We start from the raw sequence: 21318 nt of genomic DNA, 5'->3' as shown, positions 1-21318 counted from the left end.
GGCTTTGGATGTTCTATCCAAAGCCGCCGCCTTTACGTTTTATACCAAGCCTTTAGAGCTCAGTAATTTCTTCTGCCACCGGGCCGTTGTACTCGGTGGGCAGTTCAGTGGGCACACCGGTCACGATGCTGACAATAGTGTTCAGGACCTGCTGCACGGACTTCTCGCCCACCCACAGGTGCTTGCAACCCTCGAAGGGAAGAACCTGAGTACGCGGTACAGCCGCGAAACGCTCACGCGCCGCCGGAGGCTGCAGGTAGTCGTCGTGCTCGGGCACCAGCGCGTACAGCGGGTTCGAGATCTTGTTCCACTCATCCAGCTCAGCCGGGTGCACGCGGTGCAGCGGCGGGGAGAGCAGAATAGCGCCGGTGAACTCGTTCGCGTATTCGGGTGCGTACTTGAGCACCAGCTCGGTGCCGAAGGACCAGCCGACCAGCCAGGGGTTCGGCAGGGCGCGCTCGCGTACGAACTTCAGGATTGCGTCGAAGTCCTTCTTCTCGGCAAAGCCGCCGTCAAAGACGCCTTCGCTGGTGCCGCGAATCGAGGAGGTGCCGCGAGTGTTGAAACGCAGCACCGCAATGTTCGACAGCGCCGGCAGGCGGAAGGACGCCTTCTTGTACACGTGCGAGTCCATGTAGCCGCCGTGGGTGGGTAGCGGGTGGAAGGTCACCAGGGTTGCCTTGACTTCGCCTTCGGGCAGGGCGAGTTCACCGACGAGGCGCTTGCCGTCCGCAGTGGTGACGGTAAAGTTCTCACGGCGTGCCGGAAGCACAGTACGTGCCTTAATGGGGGTGGGCTCAGCGGCGGTGCTGAAGACGTAGCGGGCGGGATCAAATTCCTGCGCGCGGGTGATATCGGCGGTGTTGCTCATTGCGTTCCTTCAAGAAATGGATTCGAGAATGTGGTTTTGGTCAAGAATGTAGTCTTAGGCTGCACCTTAAGTGCAGTGTTCAGCCTATTTGCGGCGGGTGCGCCAGCAATGCTGATGCCAGTGCCTGCGCTCATCAATGGCGCGGCTACGGCCCATCGTGTGGCTTTCCTGCCACACCACCAGGTGCGCTGTTCTGGGCGGAATCGAGCGGTAGCATTCGGGGCAGGTGTAGGTTTTTTGGGCGTTGACGGCGGGAATGTATTGCACCAGCCAGTCACCGTATCGGTCACGTTCCAGTCGAGGTGCAGGGTCGAGGATCCTGCTGATATCACGCCCTGCGGGTGCTTGACGGTGCCACTTATCGCTGGTGGTGCCGGATACTCGCCTGCCGGGATGATTCTTACGTGCCATGAGCCCTATTCTACCGCGCTGCTCAGCTATCTCTATCTACCTACCCTGCCGCTGTTCGCTCTGCGCTCTTCCTCATACTGGCGTGGTACTCATGCTGAGGCGGTACTCCCCCGCTCTGTGCCGCACCTCCCTACTGTGCCGTACTTCCCTACTGTGCCCCCGTACCGCGACCTGTACCAAGCTCAGGTTCCCTAGCTCATACCCTCACCTGCTAGAGCCAAACACTCGTACCTGCTAGAGTGGACGGATGCGTATTGTCATTGCTGAATGCTCCGTAGATTATGAGGGCCGCCTCCGCGCCCACCTGCCCCGCGCTACCCGCCTGCTGATGGTCAAGAATGACGGCTCCGTCCTCATTCACTCCGACGGCGGTTCCTACAAGCCCCTGAACTGGATGAGCCCTCCCTGCTCCCTGCTGGTAGCTGAGCGTGAGGACGTTCCGCAGAGCATCCGTGAGGACCTAGAGTCCGATGTTCAGCAGCTGTGGACCGTTCAGGCAGCTAAGAGCGATGACCGCCTCATGATTCGCATCTACAAGATTGAGCACGAGCACGCCACCGACCTGGGTGTTGATCCCGGCCTCATCAAGGACGGTGTGGAGGCTGATCTGCAGCGTCTGCTCGCAGAGCAGATCCACACTCTCGGTGAGGGCTATTCGCTGGTGCGCCGCGAGTACCCGACCGCTATCGGTCCGGTAGACATCATGGCGAAGGATGCGCACGGCGTCTCCGTGGCGGTTGAGCTCAAGCGTGTGGGCGATATTGACGGTGTGGAGCAGCTGACCCGTTACCTGGAGTTGCTCAACCGTGACCCGCTGCTGGCACCGGTGCGCGGCGTATTTGCGGCACAGACGATTAAGCCGCAGGCACGTACCCTGGCTGAGGACCGCGGTATCCGCTGCGTGAGCCTGGACTACGATGCGATGCGCGGCGTGGACGACTCCGCTGACCGTCTGTTCTAGCTGACCGTCTGTTCTAAACGGCTCTAGGCTAAGCAGCTGCACATAGCTTGAGGGGCGCCTCCCGACCATGGGAGGCGCCCCTTTTCAGCCCATCATCTTTCTGCCCGCGCTCTTTCGGCGCACGCGTTCTTTCTGTGCACACTCTCGTTCTGCGTAAACAATCTACCCCCGGATACACCAATCGCCGGTGCCCCTCCCCTTTCAGGGTGGAACACCGGCGAGGTGTACACAGTGGCTAATTCCCGCTGAGGGGAACCAGCTTTAGATCTGTGCGTGCTTTGCAACGATGGTCACGTGATCGTTCGAGACGGTCAAGAAACCTGCGTTGAGGATGGTCTTAATGGGCTCACCATCAACGGGTTCAATGAGCAGCTCGCCGTCCTGTGCCAGCAGCGTGCAGGTGGGGATCATGCCCGGCAGGATGCCGAGGTCACCGCTGACGGAGCGTGCACGAACGTACTTCGCTTCGCCAGTCCACACGACGCGTTCGCGGGAAACAACTTCAACTTTCAGAGCCATGATTACTTAGCTCCAGTCTGTGCCTTGATTTCCTCGTAGCGGCGCATAACGTCGTCCATACCACCAATGTTGTAGAACGCCTGCTCGGGGATGTGGTCGACATCGCCGTTGCAGATCATCTGGAAGGACTCGATGGTATCCTTCAGCGGAACGGTCGAACCCTCGACACCGGTGAACTGCTTTGCAGTGTAGGTGTTCTGGGAGAGGAACTGCTCGATACGACGTGCACGTGCCACGACGATCTTCTGCTCCTCGGAGAGCTCGTCCACACCCAGAATCGCGATGATGTCCTGCAGTTCCTTGTTTTCCTGCAGAATAGCCTTCACGCGAATAGCGGTGTCGTAGTGCTCCTGACCGATGTACTGTGCGTCCAGAATTCGGGAGGTGGAGGACAGCGGGTCAATTGCCGGGTACAGACCGCGCGATGCGATTTCACGAGAAAGCTCGGTGGTCGCATCCAGGTGCGCGAAGGTGGTTGCCGGCGCCGGGTCGGTGTAGTCATCCGCAGGCACGTAAATTGCCTGCATGGAGGTGATGGAGTGACCGCGGGTGGAGGTAATACGCTCCTGCAACAGACCCATTTCGTCCGCCAGGTTCGGCTGGTAACCCACTGCGGAGGGCATACGGCCCAGCAGGGTGGAAACCTCAGAACCTGCCTGAGTGAAACGGAAGATGTTGTCGATGAACAGCAGCACGTCCTGGTTCTGAACATCGCGGAAGTACTCCGCCATGGTCAGACCGGTCAGTGCCACGCGCAGACGGGTTCCCGGGGGCTCATCCATCTGGCCGAACACAAGAGCGGTGTCCTTCAGAACGCCTGCTTCTTCCATTTCGACCCACAGGTCGTTACCCTCACGGGTACGCTCGCCAACACCGGTGAACACGGAGGTACCACCGAAGTTACGAGCCACACGGGTAATCATTTCCTGGATCAGCACGGTCTTACCCACGCCTGCACCACCGAACAGACCAATCTTACCGCCCTTGATGTAGGGGGTCAGAAGGTCGATGGACTTAATACCGGTCTCCAGCATTTCGGTGGAGCCTTCCAGCTCTGCGAAGCCGGGAGCGGCACGGTGGATCGGCCAGTAGGTGTCAGCCTTGATCTCGGAGTTCGGCACGTCGAGTGCGTCACCGAGAACGTTGAAAATGTGGCCCTTCACGCCGTCACCAACGGGGACGGAGATCGGTGCGCCGGTGTCGACTACAGCCTGACCGCGGACCAGGCCGTCAGTCTGCTGCAGGGAGATAGCGCGAACGATCGAGTCGCCCAGGTGCTGTGCGGTCTCGAAGGTGATAGTGCGGGTACGGCCGTCGAGGGTCAGCTCGGTGGTCAGAGCGTTGTAAATCTCGGGGACCTGACCGGCGGGGAACTCGACGTCGACCACGGGGCCGATGACGCGGGCAATACGACCCGTTGCGCCCTGAGTCGGTGCGGAGACCGATTCGTTGTAGGTGGCAGTCATATTTCTCACTTACTTAGAAAGTTTGGACAGTTGATGGCTTCGTTGGCGTACAAGTACTAGGAGCCGAGGGCGTCTGCGCCGCCCACGATTTCGGAGAGCTCCTGAGTAATTTCCGCCTGACGTGCGTTGTTCATCAAACGGGTGTACTTGGTAATCAGCGTCTCAGCGTTGTCACCTGCGGTCTTCATTGCGCGCTGGCGGGATGCCAGCTCACTTGCTGCTGCCTGCAGGAGGCAGGAGAAGATACGCGATGCAATGTAGCGCGGCAACAGCGCGTTGAGCACTTCCTCGGCGGAGGGCTCGAACTCGAAGGATGCCGCCTGCTCGTACTCAGCCTTGGTCAGTTCCTGATCGGGAACGATTTCCTCGCCCATAGCCTTTGCGTCACCCACGTGGATGGGCAGCAGACGCAGGATCTTGGGTTCCTGAACAACCATCGACTTGAACTCGGTGTACACGATGTGCAGTTCGTCCACGCCGCCCTCTTCGAAGGGCAGTTCGTAGGCTTCGAGCAGCGCGTCACGAATCTCGACGGCAGTTTCGACGCGAGGTGCATCGGTGTGGCCCTCCCACGCACGGGCGTAGGGGCGCTCACGGAACTCGAAGTAAGCCTTTGCCTTACGGCCAACCAGGTACAGCTGTACCTCCTGGCCGTTAGAGCGCAGCCTCTCAATCAGAGATTCGGTACGACGCAGGATAGCGGAGGAGTACGAACCTGCCAGGCCGCGGTCGCTGGTGACAACCAGGATTGCGGAGCGGCGGTGTTCGTAGGTTCCGAACTCGTGCGGCTTGTGAATCAGCGGGTGCTTGATGCCATGCTGAGTCGCAACCGCAGTCACCACGCGGGTCAGAGCGTTCGCGTAGGGGCCGGCTGCCTGAGCAGCGTTACGAGCCTTGTTAATGCGGGAGGTCGCGATCATCTCCATCGCCTTGAAGATCTTCTTCATAGACGACGTCGAAGCAATCTTCTGTCGGTAAACCCTAATCTGGGCTCCCATAGAGCTTCCTTTCTCCTTGCTTTCTGCCCCGCCCCAGCCTCATAGCTGAGGCGGGGAGAAGGCGAGGACTAATCGCTAACCGATGGTTTCCTGAGTGATGTCGCTATCGCGAGCTGCCTTGTGCTCCTCGTGACCTGCGTCGACGAGGTGGCTGCTGCCCTCAGACTTGAAACCCTGCTTGAAGTCAGCAACTGCGGTCTTCAGCGCGGCAACGGTGTCATCCTCAAGCTTGCCGGAGGAAGCGATATCGGTCAGTACCGAGGTCTTGTGACGCAGGTACTCGATGAAGCCTTCCTCGAAGCGCAGCACGTCGGAAACCTCAATGTCGTCGAGGTGACCGGAGGTACCAGCCCAAATGGAGACAACCTGCTCTTCAACTGCGTACGGGGTGTACTGCGGCTGACGCAGCAGCTCGGTCAGGCGAGAACCGCGGGTCAGCTGTGCCTTGGTTGCGTCGTCCAGGTCGGATGCGAACATTGCGAACGCTTCCATAGCACGGTACTGTGCCAGCTCCAGCTTCAGGGTACCGGAGACCTTCTTCATAGCCTTGGTCTGTGCGGCACCACCAACACGGGAGACGGAGATACCGACGTCGACTGCCGGACGCTGGTTAGCGTTGAACAGGTCGGACTGCAGGAAGATCTGGCCGTCAGTAATGGAGATGACGTTGGTCGGAATGAAGGCGGAAACGTCGTTTGCCTTGGTCTCAATGATCGGGAAGCCGGTCATCGAGCCTGCGCCCAGGTCGTCGGAGAGCTTAGCGCAACGCTCCAGCAGGCGGGAGTGCAGGTAGAAGACGTCACCGGGGTATGCTTCACGTCCCGGCGGGCGGCGCAGCAGCAGGGACACAGCGCGGTATGCTTCTGCCTGCTTCGACAGGTCGTCGAAGATGATGAGGACGTGCTTGCCACCGTACATCCAGTGCTGGCCGATAGCCGAACCGGTGTAGGGTGCCAGGTACTTGAAGCCTGCTGCGTCGGATGCGGGAGATGCCACGATGGTGGTGTACTCCAGCGCGCCGCGAGTCTCAAGGGTGTGGCGGACAGCTGCAATGGTGGATGCCTTCTGGCCAACAGCCACGTAGACGCATCGAACCTGCTTGTCGGGGTCACCCGAAGCCCAGTTGTCCTTCTGGTTCAAAATGGTGTCGATCGCAATAGCGGTCTTACCGGTCTGGCGGTCACCAATGATCAGCTGACGCTGACCGCGACCGATCGGAATCATCGAGTCGATTGCCTTCAGACCGGTCTGCAGCGGCTCGTGAACCGACTTACGCTGGGTCACGCCGGGAGCCTGCAGCTCCAGTGCGCGGCGACCTTCAGCCTCAATGGGGCCCAGGTCATCGATCGGGTTACCGAGGGGGTCAACAACGCGACCGAGGTACGCGTCGCCAACGGGCACCGAGAGGACCTCACCGGTGCGGTGTACGACCTGGCCCTCTTCAATACCGGTGAAGTCGCCCAGGACGATCACACCAATATTGCGGGTATCCAGGTTCTGTGCGAGGCCGAGGGTGCCGTCTTCGAAACGAAGCAGCTCATTCGCCATAACCGAGGGAAGACCCTCGACACGAGCGATACCGTCGGAGGCCGATACAACTCGACCCACCTCAACACGTTCTGCATTGCCGGGTTCGTAAGACGCTGCAAACTCGTTCAGCGCATTACGGACATCGTCGGCATTGATGGTCAGTTCGGCCATCTTGTGTCCCTGCTCTCTCATTGTGGTTGCGTTCCGTCAACGGAACCAACCGAAACTTGCAATTCGGGTTGAACGGGCGGGCAATGCCGCCGCTTCTGCGAAGGAGGCATCAGCCACGCACCCGCTACCCGAGGTATCTTCTAAATCACCGTTGCGACGAACGGTTCAGCGTCGCTAGCTTGAGCCGCTAGCCGATGGAACGAGTCAGATCGGACATGCGGGTCTCGACGGTACCGTCGATCACCTCGTCGCCCACCTGAACACGCAGACCGCCCAGAACGGCGGGGTCCACCGAAACGTCGAGCTTCAGCTCACGGCCGTACACGGCGTTGAGCGCGCGACCGAGACGTTCAAGCTGTGCCTGCGACAGCGCAATCGCGCTAGTTACTCGCGCAATGTAACGGTTCTGTCGCGTGACGATGATTTCTGCGAACTCATCGGCTACCCGCGCAGCGTGACGGCCGCGGGGGTTGGAGCCAACTCGTTCGAGCAGAAGCACACCTTCGGCGGTGGTGGCGGGGCCACCGAGCGCCACGGCGAGCTTCTTCTTTGCTTCTTTGCTTGCCTGATGGTCGGACAGCGCTTCCTGCGCCTGAGCGTTGGAATCAACGGTACGCACAAAGGTGAGTAGTTCGTTGAGAACCTCGTCCAGGGCATCCACGCCACCGCGAGACTGAGCCGATGCGGTCACGGCGAGCACTGCTGCACGCTCCAGGGCATTCGCCAGATCAGCATCATCAGACCAGCGCTGAGCCACCGCATTGGTGAACACAGCCATAGCCTGAGAAGAGATCTTGCCGCCGAAGACGGTGTTAGCGATACCCTGACGTGCTGCTGCATCACGCGAAGAATCGGTGACAGCACGGCGCAGGGTGCCGTTGTGGTCGAGAACATCAACCACAGCGAAAAGCTCGCTCGCCAGGTTCAGGGGCTGCAGGGAAGCGTGAGCTTCCAGCACCTCTTCCACCTTGCTCAGTGATTCAGTAGATACTCCTGCCATTACCGAGCCGCACCTGCGTTCTGCTTCTCGGTTTCAAGGTCAGCAAGAAAACGATCTACCACACGGGCCGATCGCTCATCATCGTTGAGGGCTTCGCCCACAATCTTGCCGGCAAGGGTCGTAGCAAGAGTGCCAACCTCGGAACGGAGGGACACTGCTGCTGCCGCACGCTCTGCCTCGATAGCCTTTGCTGCATTATCGCTAATGCGCTGAGCCTCAGCGGTTGCACGCTCGCGAGCATCGGCAATGATTGCCTCGCCCTCTGCGCGTGCCTCTTCACGAATCTTCTGAGCCTCCAGTCGAGCGCTTTCGAGCTGCTGGGTGTACTCATCGCGAGCCGCTGCAGCCTCTGCCTGTGCCTTCTCGGCCTTGGCAAGGCCACCTTCGATTGCTTCCTTACGGTCCTGGTAGATCTTCTCGAACGCCGGGACAACGTACTTAGCAACGATGTAGTAGAGGATCAGGAATCCGATGAGGGTAATGACAATTTCCCCGACGTCGGGAATCAGGGGGTTCGAAGTTGCCTCCGCTCCCCCTTCGCTTGCCAGATAAATCATGGAGGGAATCCTGTTCTATGGGATGGGTCGTTTAGGATGTGGCAGAGCCGGTTACTTGATGAAGACGAGAACCAGGCCCAGAATTGCCAGCGCCTCGACCAGTGCGAAGCCCAGGAACAGCATGGGCTGCAGGGTCTTCTGGGACTCGGGCTGACGAGCAACGCTGGTCATGTATGCCGCGAAGATCAGACCCACGCCGATGCCGCCGCCAATAGCTGCCAGACCGTAGCCAACCGCAGTGATGGAACCAACCATTATTTTTCCTTTCAACAGTGTTCGACCGGGAACATACCCGGACCGAACAGAGTTTGATTTGAGTTAATAGCCCGCACAGTGAACGTGTGGGTTGCTTTATTCACGCCCAATGACGAACGCGAAAACCTAAAAAACTAGAGAGTTTAGTGTCCCTCGGAAACCGAGCCCTGCAGGTACACAGCCAGCAGCAGAGCGAACACATAAGCCTGGATGCACTGAATCATGAATTCCAGGAAGTACAGGAACAGGCCCAGAGCACCGGGAGCAATAGCAGCCAGGTAGCCGATACCACCCAGGGTCTCAACCATGTAGGTCACCATGCTGGATGCAACCATCAGCGCCAGGTGACCACCGAACATGGTCGCGAAGAGACGTAGCGCGTGAGTTGCGGGACGAATCAGCAGGTTCGAGAAGAACTCGATCGGGATCAGGATGGGGTAAATCCACACCGGCAGACCCGAGGGCATGGTGATGTCCTTGAAGAAGCCGCCCAGGCCCTTGCGCTTGATACCAACGCCAACCCAGGTCAGGTACGCTACGCCAGCCAGCGCGTAGGCGCTACCGGGGTGCGAGAAGGTGGGCAACTGAACAAACGGAATCGAACCGTAGAGGTTGTTCACCAGAACGAAGAAGAAGGAGGCGAACAGAATCGGCACGAACGGCTTGTAGTGCTGTACGCCCAGGGTTTCCTTACCGAGGGAGTTACGAGCAAACATGTAGCCGGACTCAGCGATGAACTGAGTCTTGCCGGGAACCATGGCGCGCTTACGTGCTGCGGTGAGGAAGAAGACCGCGATAATCACCACGGACAGCAGAATCAGTACGTTCTGCTTACCGAAAGCGAAATCACCAATGGTGAAGAAGGGTGGCAGATGCATGTCTTCGGGGGTCGGCGGCACATAGGCTTCCGCGAGGATCAACCCGTTCTCGATCAAAGCAAGTCCTTTCTTGCTACTAGTGGCTATCAAGAGCCCATGTCTGCCTATAAACGACTGACATGCTAACTACATGGATGAATGTGTGACCTGGCGGTCCGCGTTCAATGACCTAACGGTCTTTATTCTGCCTGGTCATGTGGGTAAAGACGAGGGTCAAACCTCCAATAGCGCCAATCAAGACGCCAACCCACACCAGCCAGGTGGTGGAGAAGACCAGGTCACCGAGGTAACCGATGCCTCCCCACACTGCTACACCGATGATCAGATAGAGAATCGACATGACTGCACCGGAGAGACCTCCGTCAGATACCAATTCTCCGGTGGTGCGGAGCTTTTTATCTCCGTCCCACCACTTCTTCTCTTCGGCCAAACGTTTTTCCTTTCAAACACCGATCGTGTTACCGACCATGGTCTTCCGAGTCGGTGTCGAAGTACAAAATTCTCAGTCGTGCGATGCTAACTGTTTCAATAACAATCCACAGAATCACGCCGGTACATGCGCCTGCGAGAGTCCAACCGTGCCTCAGATTCTCGGGGAACGGCACAAACATCAATACCAGACCGAGCAGAGCAATCTTCACGAGGTAGCTCACCACCAGCGATTTGGGTACACCCCAGTCGAAAATGGGAGCAACCAACATAACCAATACGCCCAGAGTGAAGCATATATAGATTATCAGAAAGCCCAATGTTATTCCTAGCGCGCCCACGGGGCCCGCAAACAGGTACGCACTCATCATACCGCCCAACCAAGCCAGCAGAGAGTAAGCCGATACCCTGTAGAACAAAAATTTCCAGGAAAGCTCTTGACTCTCGAAAGAAGAGGCCTTCAAACCTGCTTGAGCACGCTCTCGGCGGCGTTTCTGCTGCTTATTGCGCTCCGCCGGCGGATACCACAGAACGTCCACCACGCGCCTCCAGAGAGGCTCTGCAGGAGCCTGAGATTTAGGCTGCTCAGAAGCCATTAGTGTTTCTCCCCACGGTTGCGATGAGAAGAAGGCTGAACAGAGGAGCGAGCAGCAGAAGAGCTATCTGCACGGTCTTTCACGGAATCCGGCATGATCGGCTCCGGATGCAGCGAGGTCGGCTCTACGTTCTCAGGAGTCGCCGGAACGCCAGTCGCCGAGGTCAAAGAGCCGGTAGCAGGCTCTGCAGTTGCCGACTTCGCCTTCGGCGCCGAACCCTTCGAATCCGCCGCAAAGCGCTTCGACAGGTCAATCGCAGAAGTAGGTGCCTCACCGCCAAAGAGCTGCGGCATACGCAGGTACACCACCAGCACGGCAAGAGCCACAAGAACCACACCAACAGCCGCCAGCACGGCGCCCGAAGCAAACAAATCAGAGGCAAACGCCAGCAGCACCCACACCAGAATGGTCGTACCGGTCACCACGGCGGTCGAACCAAGGTGGCTGAAACCAACATCCGTCAGACGCTGATAAGTGTGAGTACGGTGCGGCTTGTACCACTGCTCCCCCGCCATAAAACGACGGAACAGAGTCGTACCCGCGTCCGCCAGATACGTCATCAGCGGAGCAAAAGCCAACAGGAACGGAACATCCGCAAACCACGCGCCCACAGCCAACGTGCCCAGCGCCGCGCCCAAAACATAAGAACCCGCATCGCCCAAAAACACGTTCTTACCAGGGCGCACATTCCACGGCAGGAACGCCGCAAAAGCACCGGCAACAGCCACACCAGCCAAAGCCAGCCACGGAAGGTTCACCATCCAACCGGTCAGCGCATACGCCAAACCAGCCACCAGACCGTGAGCACCAGAAATACCGTTAATGCCGTCCATAAAATTCGCCACGTTAATGTAGCCGGCAACAAAAATCGCGCCCAGAATCAGCAGCAGAATGTTCGTGCCCTGCACCGTCGCAAAGCTCACGCTCACCAGTACGCCAATCACCAGCTGCAGGCCCGCACGACGCACAATGCTCACGCCGCGAATATCCTCAAGCCAGCCCAGGGCAAGAGCGCACAGAATCGCTGCGGCAATCGTCACCGCCAGCTGCAAAGACTCAGCAGAACGGTACGTCCAGCCGAACAGGGTAGCCACCACAAACGCCACAAAGGTCGCGGCCGCAGTCGCCAACCCCATACCGCGGTACGTCGGAGCGGTATGCGAAGAACGCTCATTAGGAACATCCACCATGTTGTAGCGATGCAAAATCGGGCGCACCGCAAACGGCAAAAGGGCACCCAAAACAAAAGCAAGAGCAAAAATACTCAACAGCTCAGAAAAGGAGGTCATACCAGCTCCAAGGCATTGGCGCCGCTCCCCTGGACGCAAGCTCCAGAATCGCGGCTGAGGGACGATGTGTGCGTATAGTGTGTGTTTACTTCGTATTCTATAGAACTCTTCAGTAGCCCGGGACTAAACATTACAGATTCTCTCCATACGTTCTGCATATTCTGCGTCCTGAAATGTTCTACACCCGAGAAAGAGAAAACACCGGATACCGCACCCGCCACGCAAGTGCAGCATCCGGTGTCATTTCCGTAAAGATTAGAACGTCTGCGCATCCGCCAAAGTACGCGGATCAGGGGCACGCTCCAGGCCATGACGCTCATAGCCGCTGTGCTCCCGATAATTCTGAATCCACCGCTCATAATCGAGCTCATCAGGGTCAAGTGCCGGGGCACTCGACCGGGAAATATACCGGTTCTCCTCGCTCGGCACCAGCTTCTCGGTACCGCCGAAGAGAGTCTCATCCAGCTTCTCACCCTTGCGAAGACCAATCTCCTTGATCTCCACGTCATACCGCTCATACGCCTGGCGCATCGCCTTCGCAACATCCAGGATCTTGACTGGCTGGCCCATATCCAGCACCATGACCTCGCCCGGGCGACCAATTGCACCGGCAAGCATCACCAGCAGGCAGGCATCGGTAATCAGCATGAAGTAACGGGTCGCACGCTTATCCGTCAGGGTAATCGGACCACCCGAAAGAATCTGCTTCGTAAAGAGCGGCTTAATCGAACCGCGCGAACCAAACACGTTACCGAAACGAACCGACACGTAGGTGTTGCCGGTCTTCTCGCCAAAGTACGCGGTCAGACGCTCCGCCACGCGCTTGGACTGACCCAGCGCAGTCTTCGGATCCGCCGCCTTATCGGTCGAAACGTTCACGAAGGTCTTCACGCCCACCGCCTCCGCGGCACGCAACACGTTCAGAGTACCCAGAGAGTTCGTCTTCCATGCTTCCTGCGGGTACGCCTCCAGCGCCGACACATGCTTCAAAGCCGCAGCGTGGAACACCACCTCGGGGCGACGGTCACGGAAAATCTCCAGCAGGTTATCGCCCTCACGAATATCAGCCAGAATAATGCGGTCATCATCCAGACTCGACTCGTGAGTAATCGAAACCTTCGTCTCCATCAGAAGAGTCTCATCATGATCAAGCATCATGAGAGTCTCAGGGCCAAACTCGCTAATCTGACGGCACAGCTCCGAACCAATCGAACCGCCCGCACCGGTGACCAGCACGCGCTTACCGTGCAGGTACGAACGCAGAATATCGCGGTCAATATCGTAGTTAATCTCGCCACGAATCACGCGCATCAGGTCGTTATCGCTCGCGGTAATCAGACGCTCACCCATCAGGCGGGCATTCGCGCTGCTAATACGCTGAACCTCAACCTTAAGTTTACGCATGCGGTTGCAGAAGGACTCGAAGTAATCCTCCGACATATCCGAAATCGTCACCAGAATCTTACGGGTACCCGACTCACGAATCGCCTGCTCCAGCTCACGGTAGGTCGTAATCACCGAAATGCCGTGGAACTTCGTACCAGCCTTCAGCTGGTCATCGTCAAACACAGCAACCGGGCGAAGCTTCGCCTCCTCATCGTGCAGCATCGAATCCATAACCATGCCGCCAATAAAGCCAGCACCGTACACAATCACAGGCTCACCGGTCAGCTCACGCACCGCGCCGCGCTCAGTATAGACGCGCTTCGCCATGCGAGCGCCCGCCATCATAATCAGGCTAAACGCCGCCGCAATCGCAGGCACACTATGCGGAATATGAGGCAGGCCCAGCAGCTCATCCACAAAGGAGAAAATGGTCAACGCCGCGCCCGCGCTCAAAGCAGCCGCACCGGCACGCCACGACTCGTCAAACGAGCCATAAGAGTACACGCCGTTATAAATCTTCACGCCCGCCAAACCAATGACCAGGTGCAACACCACAGCCAAAGTTGCGGTCATCGTCAACGACGCCGGGTGAATAATATCGAACACCGAACCGTTACTGAGCAGCACACTATAGCGGAGCATGTACGCGAACAGAACCGCCAGCAGCCACGCGCTCGAATCAATCAGAGCCTGCGCAATCAGCCACCACGGCTTACGCTCGTACAGGCGGTTCACCAGCATTGTGCCGGAGTCGCCCTCCGTCACCAGCGTGCCACGCTGAGCCGCCTTCTTCATCACCACATGGGCGTGAGGTTTCAACTGAGCCACTACATGCCTCCTTCAGATGCGGTACCAGAAGAACGAGAAGAAGCGCGAGCCGTCAACGACGACAACGCACGGAACGCCGAACGGCGCGCCTGCTCAGGCACAAAACGGTACACGCTACGCACCGCCATGTTCTGAGCCCACTGAAGCTTAGAAATACCGTGACCGGTGTACAGGCGACGCTGAATCGCCAGATCCTGCAACCAGGCGTCCACTCCCCCGCGCTTTGTGTACGCGCCCGCACCCACGCGGTAACGCACCAGCGCCTCGGGGATATTGCCCAGACGGTAGCCGGCATCGCGCAGACGCATCCACAGCCACCAGTCCTCAGCGCCGGGCACGAACTCGTAACCGCCCAGCTGCTGCACGGCACTCTTCACGAACGCCACCGACGGGTGGTAAATCGGGTTGCGCGAATCCATCGCGCTGAGCAGACGCTCGGAGTCAACAATCGCCTCGCGGGTCGACTCCACCGCCGTATTGCTTTCGTTCACCTCAAGCATGGCAGAGCCCAGCACCGTATAGCCGCCCTCAACCAGGGCAGGAATCAGACGCGCAAAACGAGTCGGCTCCGATAGGTCATCAGAATCAGCGCGGGCCACCAGCTCGTAGGAGCACGCCTGCAGACCGGCATTCAGCGCCTCCGCCAAACCAACATTCTGAGCCAGCTCCACAACCTGAATCGGCGGGCAATCCAGGTTCTCGGCACGCTGAACCCAGCGGCCCACCACGGCATCCAGCTCGGGGGTCAGCGGACCGTCCTTCACCAAAACCAGCTCGGAAGGACGCACCGTCTGGTTCAGCAGATTCGACTCCAATGCCTGATCCAGGTAGGCGGGGTTCTCCTTCGCGTACACGCTCATCAGCACCGAGAAATCGGGTGCAGAGCTCACGCAACCGCGCGCCTTCTCAGACTCAACGGCGCTAGCAGTAGCCGGCACGCCGTAGCGGCCGGGGAAAGTCAGCGGGTAAATACCCTCAAGCACCTGGCGGTTCGGGGTGGGTGCCCGCAAACCGTCACGCACACCGTTGAGGAAATATCCCAGGTAGGTGCGGCGGTCATCAGTGCGCAGCACAGTAGAAATCCACAGACGCGCCGACGAGCCACCATAGAGCAGCTTCTCCAGCGGGTTCAAGGTACGCGAACGGGTGAAAACCCACAGCTTATTGCGCACATCGTTATAGAAACGCGGGCCCGGGTCGGCATTCGTCGTACCGAACGTCTTCGTGTGATGCTTAGCCACAGAGGACGGTACCGCAATGCCGTCGCGGTGATGAATCAGGCGGGTCGAAAACTCGAAATCGTCATTCCAAATGAAGAACTCAGCAATGGGCAGGCCACCGTTGCGGCGAATCGCCTGCGCATCCATCAGAATCGACACGAACGAGGCGCTACGAATCGGTCGGGCACCCACAGCCTGCGCACGAGCATGACGCTGCTCCCCCGCCGCAAACATCGTGCGCGGAGTATTCATCGGGTGGTCCTCACCGTTCGTCCACACCACACGGGACGCAACCACCGCGGGGCGTTGCGAAGGCACCGGCGAATAGTTCAGCCAGGCGGCAACCGCCTCCGACAGGGTGTTCTCGGTCGGCTCGGTGTCATCATCCATGACCCACACCAGGTCCGGGTTGTGGCGCTCCAGGGCACGGTCAATACCCACCGCGAAACCGCCAGCGCCACCCATGTTCTTCTCCAGGCGGATGCAATCCACCGGCAGCTCATAGTCCAGGGTGCGCAGGTACTCGGCTGTGCCGTCCGTGGAAGCGTTATCAACGATCACCACCGCTGCAGGCACGCGCTCACCCGAGGCGATACCAGCAAGGGTCTTCGGCAGCAGGTCCTCGCGGTTATAGGTCACCACCACGGCAACCGTGCGGGGGTACTCGTTCAAAGAATCGTAAGAAGACTGTTTGGAAGAAGGCTGGGCAAAAGCGGTCACGTCGCTGTACTTTTCTGCCATAAGTTCTCCCTCCACGGCGCGATGCGCCTGAATCAGCCGATACGCAATATACCCGTGCCGATAAGGGCGCTCTTGGTGTTTCTCACGCCCCCGGTATTCAACCGTGTGGATATATCACTCAAAGAAAACATTCTACCTGTGGTCTCCACTAGAGGGTGAACTGTCACCCCAAAAGACGCCTTTTATGACAAATAAACAACCGAATTCAGTTGATTTATCCGTATAGCGGACGTACCCGCACACCCGCTTTTGGGCATCAATCAAGCTATCAGCTTCACAGCCTGTGTTTGCGCTGTGCACCCCGTGCGAAAAAACGACCAGAGACCGAATAAAACCCCACAAATTCCCCATAAACTGTTCAAATATGGGAAAGTTGAAATGACCCCATAATTCCCCGCAACGTACGCGGGCTCGTGAGAGGTAAAAGAGATGTCCGAATCCAAGTGGAAAGTCATTGGCGCCAGCGGCTTCGTTGGTTCCTCCATCGTCGCGCGACTGAACGCAGAAGGTATCAGCGTCGACCCCATTGAGGCACCTCGACTCGCAACCCGCGCCCTCGACGTAGACAGCATCATCGACGAAGCAGACCAGCTTGAAGGCATCATCGACTCCCTCGCAGAAGCCTTCGCCGGCGCACAGGTCGTTGTCAACGCAGCGGGCCTCGCAGCACCCAACATGCAGGACCTACCCCCGCTCGTCGGCGCAAACGCCCTGCTACCCGCAGTGATCGCAATTGCCGCACAGCGCACCGGCGTGCGCCGCGTCATCCACCTCTCCTCCGCAGCCGTACAGGGCCCGCGCCTCGTGCTGGATGCCTCCGAAGAGACCAACCCGTTCAGCGCATATTCCTTCTCCAAGGCACTCGGCGAAGAAGCACTGCTCGACCTGCAGGACTACTTCCTCGAAGAGCACCCCGACAGCGCACCCGAACTGTGCATCCTGCGCGCAACCAGCGTGCAGGGCCGCGGCCGCCGCACCACCGAACTCTTCGCCAAGATGGCATCCTCCCCCTTCGCATCCGTCGCGGGTGCAGGCACCGGCAAGTCGCCCGTCTCCAGCGTGCACGCCCTCGCAGAATTCGTGGTCATGCTCGGCACCTTCCCCGGCGAGCTACCCACCATCGTGTTGCAGCCCTGGGAAGGCGCAACCGTCGCCTCCGCAACGCTCGATGCAGGCCGCCGCAAGCCGCTCCACCTGCCCGAATGGCTCTGCCGCGCAGCCGTCAAGGCAGGCTACACCGTCTCAGAGCTGATGAACGACAAGTTCGCAGGCTCCGTGCGCAAGGTCGAGGTCATGTGGTTCGGCCAGGGCATTGACGACTCCTGGGCACGCGACAACAACCTTCTGCCCACCCCGCGCGTACGCGAAGTACTGCGCAACGCCCACACCGCGCTGGGCAAGAAGAAGGACCGTCGCTTCGACAAGAAGTAGATTGCGCACGTGCCTGTAGAGACGCACAACCTAGGGGCACGCAATCTGTAAGACTCATAGCAAAAGGGAACCCCCGATATATCTAAACGATATATCGGGGGTTCCCTATACGTTTTTATGCGCCGGACTCTTACACGCGTAGAGGTTTAGAGGTGATCCTCCGGGGCATCCTTCTGCTCGGTCTTTGCAGGCTCGGTCTTTGCCTCATGGTCAGCGTCTTCAGCCTTAGCTTCTGCCGCCTTTGCCTCGCTCTGAGCGGGTGCGCTCTTAGCAGCAACCTCAATCTTCGACTCGCCAAAGACCAGAGCACGAGCAGTATCAGCAGGCACAGGCAGGGTCTGCGGCTCATCTGCACGAACCGGCTTCGGAGTGTTATCGCGATAACCGCGCGCACGCTCCTGATCCACGCCAGTGCTGAACGCAGAAGACAGAGCCGACGTAGCGCCCAGCAGGGACGCCGCAACAGAACCAGCAGCCGGTGCAGAAGCGCGACGAGCAGGCTCACCGCTCACGGTATGGGTGCTGTCCCACTGCTCATACGCCTCATCCAGGTCAGCCTGATCGTCCAGAGCACGCTCAGAAGGAGCCGACTCAGACGACGCGGAAGAAGCAGCCTCTGCTTCCTCAACCTTACGAGCCGCCTGGGCATCAGCCTCCGCACGAGTCAGAATCGACGGAACAACCTCACGCAGTTCCTCCACCGGAATCGCGCCCTCACGAACCACCACGTAGGGGAAGGAGGTGCAATCCAGAATCGTGGACGGTGCCGGGTCACGTTCAGTCACCACGACCACGCCGTCCTCATTCGGCTCAGACTCAATCGGCTTAGGACGAGCGCCGCCGTCAATCACCACGGCGACATCCTCACCCAGGGATTCCATGGCGGTCTGCGCGTCCAGTGCGGCTTCCTGGCCGGTCTTGTTCGCGCTCGAAACCGCCAGCGGGCCGTGCTCGGTCAGCAGCTTCAGGGCAAACTCGTCATCGGGAACACGCACGGCGACGGTACCGCGGGTCTCACCCAAATCCCAGCTCAGCGACGGGTACGCGTGAAGAATAAGAGTCAGCGCGCCGGGCCAGAAGCGGCCGCCCAGGTCGTAAATATCGTCCGGAACGTCATCCACCACGCCGGCGAGCGCAGCAAGGTCAAAGATCAGCACGGGCGGCGGCATGGTGCGGTCGCGGCCCTTATCTGCCAGCAGCTTGGCAACGCCCTGATGCGAGAAAGCATCGGCGGCAATACCGTAGACGGTATCGGTGGGCATCACAATCGTGTCGTGCGCCTTCAGCGCCTCGCGGGCAGCTTCAATGGCCTCGCGGGTCTCAGTTTCAGTCGTTACGGGGTACAGCTTTGCAGTCACGGGTCTTATTCTCTCATGTTTTTCTGGATGCGGCGAGGCGCCGGCATCCACAACGCGCCATGTGGAAGCGTTCTTCCGAGCGTTCACCATATTTTGCCGGCTCTGAGCTGGTTGCTGAGGCGGACGCGTTGCCTTCATGTAGCCCGGCGTGGGCTAGGTGGTGCATCTACTAGTTTAAAGGCTCTAGTGGGCGCGGTTTATAACCGACGCTATGCCGCGGGCGATTATTCAGGTCACGCACCGGGTAGCAGCCCTCGAAACCGATGCTTGCCAACAGTTCGGCTACGGCTTCTTCCTGGGTGTCGTCGTGCTCCATGATGAACAGGCCGCCGGGGGCAAGAAGGTCGAAGGCGCGGGCGGCGATTGCGGAGGGCATCTGCATGCCGTCATCTCCCCCGCCGTACAGCGCCATGTCAGGGTCGTGTACGGCGGCTTCCGGGTCAGCGGGTACGTTCGCCGGCGGAATGTACGGAGGGTTGGAGAGCACCGCGTCGAAGGTTCCGGCGAGCTCGGACAGAGCGGTGAGGGCATCCCCCTGCACCAGGTGCACGCCGAGCGGCTCCAGGTTCTTGCGGGTGTAGGGGATGGCGTCCTCGGAGAGCTCCACCGCGAACACCTGCGCGTCCGGTAGTTCGCTCTTAACCGCCGCGGCGATGGCGCCGGAACCCGTGCACAGGTCGACGATGCGCAGCCCACCGGGTGCAGTGTCGGCGCGTGCGCTCAGCACTTTGAGGGCTTCTTCGACGAGCAGTTCCGTCTCGGGGCGGGGTACGAATACGCCCGGTCCGACTGCTAGTTCTAGACGGTAGAAGGGAGCGGAGCCGGTGATGTGCTGTAGCGGCTCGCGGGAGGCGCGGCGGGCGACCAGCGCCTCGTACTCTGCGACCTGTGCGGGGGTGAGTCGCTCCCCCATGAGTGCGGCGTGCTGTAGGCGTGAGCGTGAGCCGTCGTAGAGCAGGTGCGCGGCGAGTAGCTCGGCGTCCACGCGGGGGCTGGGCACCTGAGCTAGTGCCGCGATGGCGCGCGCGAGTACCTGCGCGAGCTCTTCTCCGCGCGGGTCGTGCACATTCACCTTCATGAGCTCTCCTCCTCGTCTTTCGACGGCAAGTCCCTAACTTTCACCGCATACAGGTGAGGGGCTCCACCGCCGCAGCGGCGAGCCCCTCACCAACATCTCACGCCGATTCCGAAGAATCAGCAAAAGCAAATACAGAACCTACTTCTGTCAGCATTACCTCTGCGCGGAACTACTTCTGTACGGGGTTACTTCTGCTCCTGGCCCACCTGAGCGAGGCGGTGCGCCTCATCCATCTCAATAGCGGACTGAACCACAGGCTCCAGGTCACCATTCAGCACAGCGTCCAGGTTGTACGCCTTGTAGCCGGTACGGTGATCCGCAATGCGGTTCTCCGGGAAGTTGTAGGTACGGATGCGCTCCGAACGGTCCATGGTACGCACCTGCGAAGCACGGTGTGCCGCGTTCTCAGCGTCAATCTGCTCCTGCTGGTGAGCCAGCAGTCGCGCACGCAGCACGCGCATCGCGGCTTCACGGTTCTGCAGCTGAGACTTCTCATTCTGCATCGCCACCACAATACCGGTGGGCAGGTGGGTAATACGCACCGCCGAGTCGGTGGTGTTCACCGACTGGCCACCGGGGCCCGAAGAACGGTACACGTCAATCTTCAGGTCGTTCTGGTTAATCTCGATTTCCTCGGGCTCGTCCACCTCGGGGAACACCAGCACACCAGCAGCGGAGGTGTGAATACGGCCCTGAGACTCGGTCGCCGGAACACGCTGCACACGGTGCACGCCACCCTCATACTTCAGATGCGCCCACACGCCCTCAGCAGGCTCGTTCGAGGAGCCCTTAATAGCAATCTGGGCATCCTTGTAACCGCCAACATCGGTGCTGGTCGAGGAAATAATCTCAGTCTTCCAGCCCTTGTTCTCAGCGTAACGCATGTACATGCGCAGCAGGTCACCAGCGAACAGAGCAGCCTCGTCGCCACCGGCACCAGCCTTCACCTCAAGAATGACGTTACGGCCATCATCCGGGTCACGCGGAATCAGCAGGCGGCGCAGCTTCTCCTGAGCAACCTCCAGCTCCTCCTCCAGGCCGGGAATCTCCGCCGCGAAGTCCGGATCCTCATCAGCCATCTCGCGAGCAGCCTCAAGGTCATCCTTCAGCGAAGTGTACTTGTTGTACGCAGTCACAATACCGGTCAGCTCCGCGTATCGGCGGCCCACACGGCGTGCCTTACCCTGGTTCGCCTGCACGGCGGGGTCCGCCAGCTGATTCTGCAGGTCAGCGTGCTCATCCAGCAGAACCTGAATAGATTCAAACATTCTGTTCTCTCTTCCATCTCCCGCACTTTACGCCGCACGGGCAGGCACTAGATTTCTCATCCCTCACAGCGGGATGC

20 protein-coding genes are annotated in these 21318 nt (G+C 59.4%); 2 read left to right on the top strand and 18 right to left on the bottom strand.

Features of this window, described 5'->3' with window-relative positions; genetic code table 11:
- Positions 1-52: 52 nt before the first annotated feature.
- Positions 53-871, bottom strand: coding sequence for an alpha/beta hydrolase (locus AB8E48_RS03010; protein WP_368885709.1), 819 nt, complete (start codon positions 869-871; stop codon positions 53-55).
- 84 nt (positions 872-955) lie between these two features.
- A complete protein-coding gene (locus AB8E48_RS03005; protein ID WP_080975040.1) occupies positions 956-1282 on the bottom strand; it encodes an ATP/GTP-binding protein in 327 nt (108 codons plus the stop codon).
- A gap of 247 nt (positions 1283-1529) precedes the next feature.
- Here AB8E48_RS03005 and nucS point away from each other — a divergent pair, with 247 nt between their 5' ends.
- On the top strand, positions 1530-2243 hold the full coding sequence (gene nucS, locus AB8E48_RS03000) for an endonuclease NucS (RefSeq protein ID WP_005506450.1): 714 nt from the start codon (positions 1530-1532) through the stop codon (positions 2241-2243).
- A 261-nt stretch (positions 2244-2504) separates the two neighbouring features.
- Here nucS and AB8E48_RS02995 read toward each other — a convergent pair whose 3' ends face one another.
- The 13 genes from AB8E48_RS02995 to AB8E48_RS02935 form a co-directional block, all read right to left on the bottom strand.
- On the bottom strand, positions 2505-2762 hold the full coding sequence (locus tag AB8E48_RS02995) for a F0F1 ATP synthase subunit epsilon (protein WP_049340652.1): 258 nt from the start codon (positions 2760-2762) through the stop codon (positions 2505-2507).
- Between the two features lie 2 nt (positions 2763-2764).
- Positions 2765-4228: a F0F1 ATP synthase subunit beta gene (gene atpD / locus AB8E48_RS02990; protein ID WP_005507810.1), complete on the bottom strand. Its 1464-nt coding sequence runs from the start codon at positions 4226-4228 to the stop codon at positions 2765-2767.
- 56 nt (positions 4229-4284) lie between these two features.
- Positions 4285-5226 (bottom strand): F0F1 ATP synthase subunit gamma, encoded by a 942-nt coding sequence (locus AB8E48_RS02985; RefSeq protein ID WP_297605273.1) that lies wholly within the window; start codon positions 5224-5226, stop codon positions 4285-4287.
- 75 nt (positions 5227-5301) lie between these two features.
- Positions 5302-6927 carry a F0F1 ATP synthase subunit alpha gene (atpA, locus tag AB8E48_RS02980; protein ID WP_308561255.1) on the bottom strand — a complete coding sequence of 542 codons (1626 nt, stop codon included), beginning with the start codon at positions 6925-6927 and terminating at the stop codon, positions 5302-5304.
- A gap of 187 nt (positions 6928-7114) precedes the next feature.
- Complete coding sequence (locus AB8E48_RS02975; protein ID WP_070675079.1) at positions 7115-7927, bottom strand: F0F1 ATP synthase subunit delta; 813 nt, start codon at positions 7925-7927, stop codon at positions 7115-7117.
- The gene (locus AB8E48_RS02970) at positions 7927-8484 is read right to left on the bottom strand and encodes a F0F1 ATP synthase subunit B (protein WP_049326923.1); all 558 of its coding nucleotides are present in this window, start codon (positions 8482-8484) and stop codon (positions 7927-7929) included. Before AB8E48_RS02970 ends, AB8E48_RS02975 begins: the two co-directional genes overlap by 1 nt.
- A gap of 51 nt (positions 8485-8535) precedes the next feature.
- The gene (gene atpE, locus AB8E48_RS02965; RefSeq protein ID WP_005506461.1) at positions 8536-8739 is read right to left on the bottom strand and encodes an ATP synthase F0 subunit C; all 204 of its coding nucleotides are present in this window, start codon (positions 8737-8739) and stop codon (positions 8536-8538) included.
- 143 nt (positions 8740-8882) lie between these two features.
- Positions 8883-9674, bottom strand: coding sequence for a F0F1 ATP synthase subunit A (atpB, locus tag AB8E48_RS02960; RefSeq protein ID WP_049347485.1), 792 nt, complete (start codon positions 9672-9674; stop codon positions 8883-8885).
- A gap of 112 nt (positions 9675-9786) precedes the next feature.
- Positions 9787-10047 carry a hypothetical protein gene (locus tag AB8E48_RS02955; protein WP_049347487.1) on the bottom strand — a complete coding sequence of 87 codons (261 nt, stop codon included), beginning with the start codon at positions 10045-10047 and terminating at the stop codon, positions 9787-9789.
- A gap of 28 nt (positions 10048-10075) precedes the next feature.
- The gene (locus tag AB8E48_RS02950) at positions 10076-10642 is read right to left on the bottom strand and encodes a hypothetical protein (RefSeq protein WP_053087930.1); all 567 of its coding nucleotides are present in this window, start codon (positions 10640-10642) and stop codon (positions 10076-10078) included.
- Positions 10642-11931: a glycosyltransferase family 4 protein gene (locus AB8E48_RS02945; RefSeq protein ID WP_368885708.1), complete on the bottom strand. Its 1290-nt coding sequence runs from the start codon at positions 11929-11931 to the stop codon at positions 10642-10644. The genes AB8E48_RS02950 and AB8E48_RS02945 overlap by 1 nt, the downstream gene beginning before the upstream one ends.
- A gap of 255 nt (positions 11932-12186) precedes the next feature.
- On the bottom strand, positions 12187-14145 hold the full coding sequence (locus AB8E48_RS02940) for a polysaccharide biosynthesis protein (RefSeq protein ID WP_368885707.1): 1959 nt from the start codon (positions 14143-14145) through the stop codon (positions 12187-12189).
- Complete coding sequence (locus AB8E48_RS02935) at positions 14145-16106, bottom strand: glycosyltransferase family 2 protein (protein ID WP_368885706.1); 1962 nt, start codon at positions 16104-16106, stop codon at positions 14145-14147. The genes AB8E48_RS02940 and AB8E48_RS02935 overlap by 1 nt, the downstream gene beginning before the upstream one ends.
- A 429-nt stretch (positions 16107-16535) precedes the next feature.
- Between AB8E48_RS02935 and AB8E48_RS02930 the strand changes: the two genes are divergently transcribed.
- Positions 16536-17537 (top strand): NAD-dependent epimerase/dehydratase family protein, encoded by a 1002-nt coding sequence (locus AB8E48_RS02930; protein ID WP_070634426.1) that lies wholly within the window; start codon positions 16536-16538, stop codon positions 17535-17537.
- A gap of 146 nt (positions 17538-17683) precedes the next feature.
- Here the strand turns inward: AB8E48_RS02930 and AB8E48_RS02925 are convergent, their stop codons facing one another.
- The 3 genes from AB8E48_RS02925 to prfA all read right to left on the bottom strand — a co-directional run bounded on the left by AB8E48_RS02925 (position 17684) and on the right by prfA (position 21241).
- On the bottom strand, positions 17684-18895 hold the full coding sequence (locus AB8E48_RS02925) for an L-threonylcarbamoyladenylate synthase (protein ID WP_368885705.1): 1212 nt from the start codon (positions 18893-18895) through the stop codon (positions 17684-17686).
- A 169-nt stretch (positions 18896-19064) separates the two neighbouring features.
- Entirely contained in the window at positions 19065-19973 is a 909-nt protein-coding gene (prmC, locus tag AB8E48_RS02920; RefSeq protein WP_368885704.1) for a peptide chain release factor N(5)-glutamine methyltransferase, read from the bottom strand.
- 185 nt (positions 19974-20158) lie between these two features.
- Positions 20159-21241 carry a peptide chain release factor 1 gene (gene prfA / locus AB8E48_RS02915; RefSeq protein WP_049337341.1) on the bottom strand — a complete coding sequence of 361 codons (1083 nt, stop codon included), beginning with the start codon at positions 21239-21241 and terminating at the stop codon, positions 20159-20161.
- Between the last annotated feature and the right edge of the window lie 77 nt (positions 21242-21318).

Source organism: Rothia mucilaginosa (assembly GCF_964211445.1).
GTDB lineage: Bacteria > Actinomycetota > Actinomycetes > Actinomycetales > Micrococcaceae > Rothia > Rothia mucilaginosa_E.
The sequence above is the reverse complement of the archived record's forward strand: the minus strand, read 5'-3'. Positions and strand labels throughout refer to the sequence as shown.

Coding starts and splice junctions, on each gene's coding strand:
- AB8E48_RS03010 (WP_368885709.1), bottom strand. CDS start 871: ATGAGCAACACCGCCGATATCACCCGCGCGCAGGAATTTGATCCCGCC.
- AB8E48_RS02995 (WP_049340652.1), bottom strand. CDS start 2,762: ATGGCTCTGAAAGTTGAAGTTGTTTCCCGCGAACGCGTCGTGTGGACT.
- nucS (WP_005506450.1), top strand. CDS start 1,530: ATGCGTATTGTCATTGCTGAATGCTCCGTAGATTATGAGGGCCGCCTC.
- AB8E48_RS02930 (WP_070634426.1), top strand. CDS start 16,536: ATGTCCGAATCCAAGTGGAAAGTCATTGGCGCCAGCGGCTTCGTTGGT.
- prfA (WP_049337341.1), bottom strand. CDS start 21,241: ATGTTTGAATCTATTCAGGTTCTGCTGGATGAGCACGCTGACCTGCAG.
- AB8E48_RS02975 (WP_070675079.1), bottom strand. CDS start 7,927: ATGGCAGGAGTATCTACTGAATCACTGAGCAAGGTGGAAGAGGTGCTG.
- atpE (WP_005506461.1), bottom strand. CDS start 8,739: ATGGTTGGTTCCATCACTGCGGTTGGCTACGGTCTGGCAGCTATTGGC.
- AB8E48_RS02935 (WP_368885706.1), bottom strand. CDS start 16,106: ATGGCAGAAAAGTACAGCGACGTGACCGCTTTTGCCCAGCCTTCTTCC.
- prmC (WP_368885704.1), bottom strand. CDS start 19,973: ATGAAGGTGAATGTGCACGACCCGCGCGGAGAAGAGCTCGCGCAGGTA.
- AB8E48_RS02950 (WP_053087930.1), bottom strand. CDS start 10,642: ATGGCTTCTGAGCAGCCTAAATCTCAGGCTCCTGCAGAGCCTCTCTGG.
- atpD (WP_005507810.1), bottom strand. CDS start 4,228: ATGACTGCCACCTACAACGAATCGGTCTCCGCACCGACTCAGGGCGCA.
- atpA (WP_308561255.1), bottom strand. CDS start 6,927: ATGGCCGAACTGACCATCAATGCCGACGATGTCCGTAATGCGCTGAAC.
- AB8E48_RS02970 (WP_049326923.1), bottom strand. CDS start 8,484: ATGATTTATCTGGCAAGCGAAGGGGGAGCGGAGGCAACTTCGAACCCC.
- AB8E48_RS03005 (WP_080975040.1), bottom strand. CDS start 1,282: ATGGCACGTAAGAATCATCCCGGCAGGCGAGTATCCGGCACCACCAGC.
- AB8E48_RS02985 (WP_297605273.1), bottom strand. CDS start 5,226: ATGGGAGCCCAGATTAGGGTTTACCGACAGAAGATTGCTTCGACGTCG.
- AB8E48_RS02945 (WP_368885708.1), bottom strand. CDS start 11,931: ATGACCTCCTTTTCTGAGCTGTTGAGTATTTTTGCTCTTGCTTTTGTT.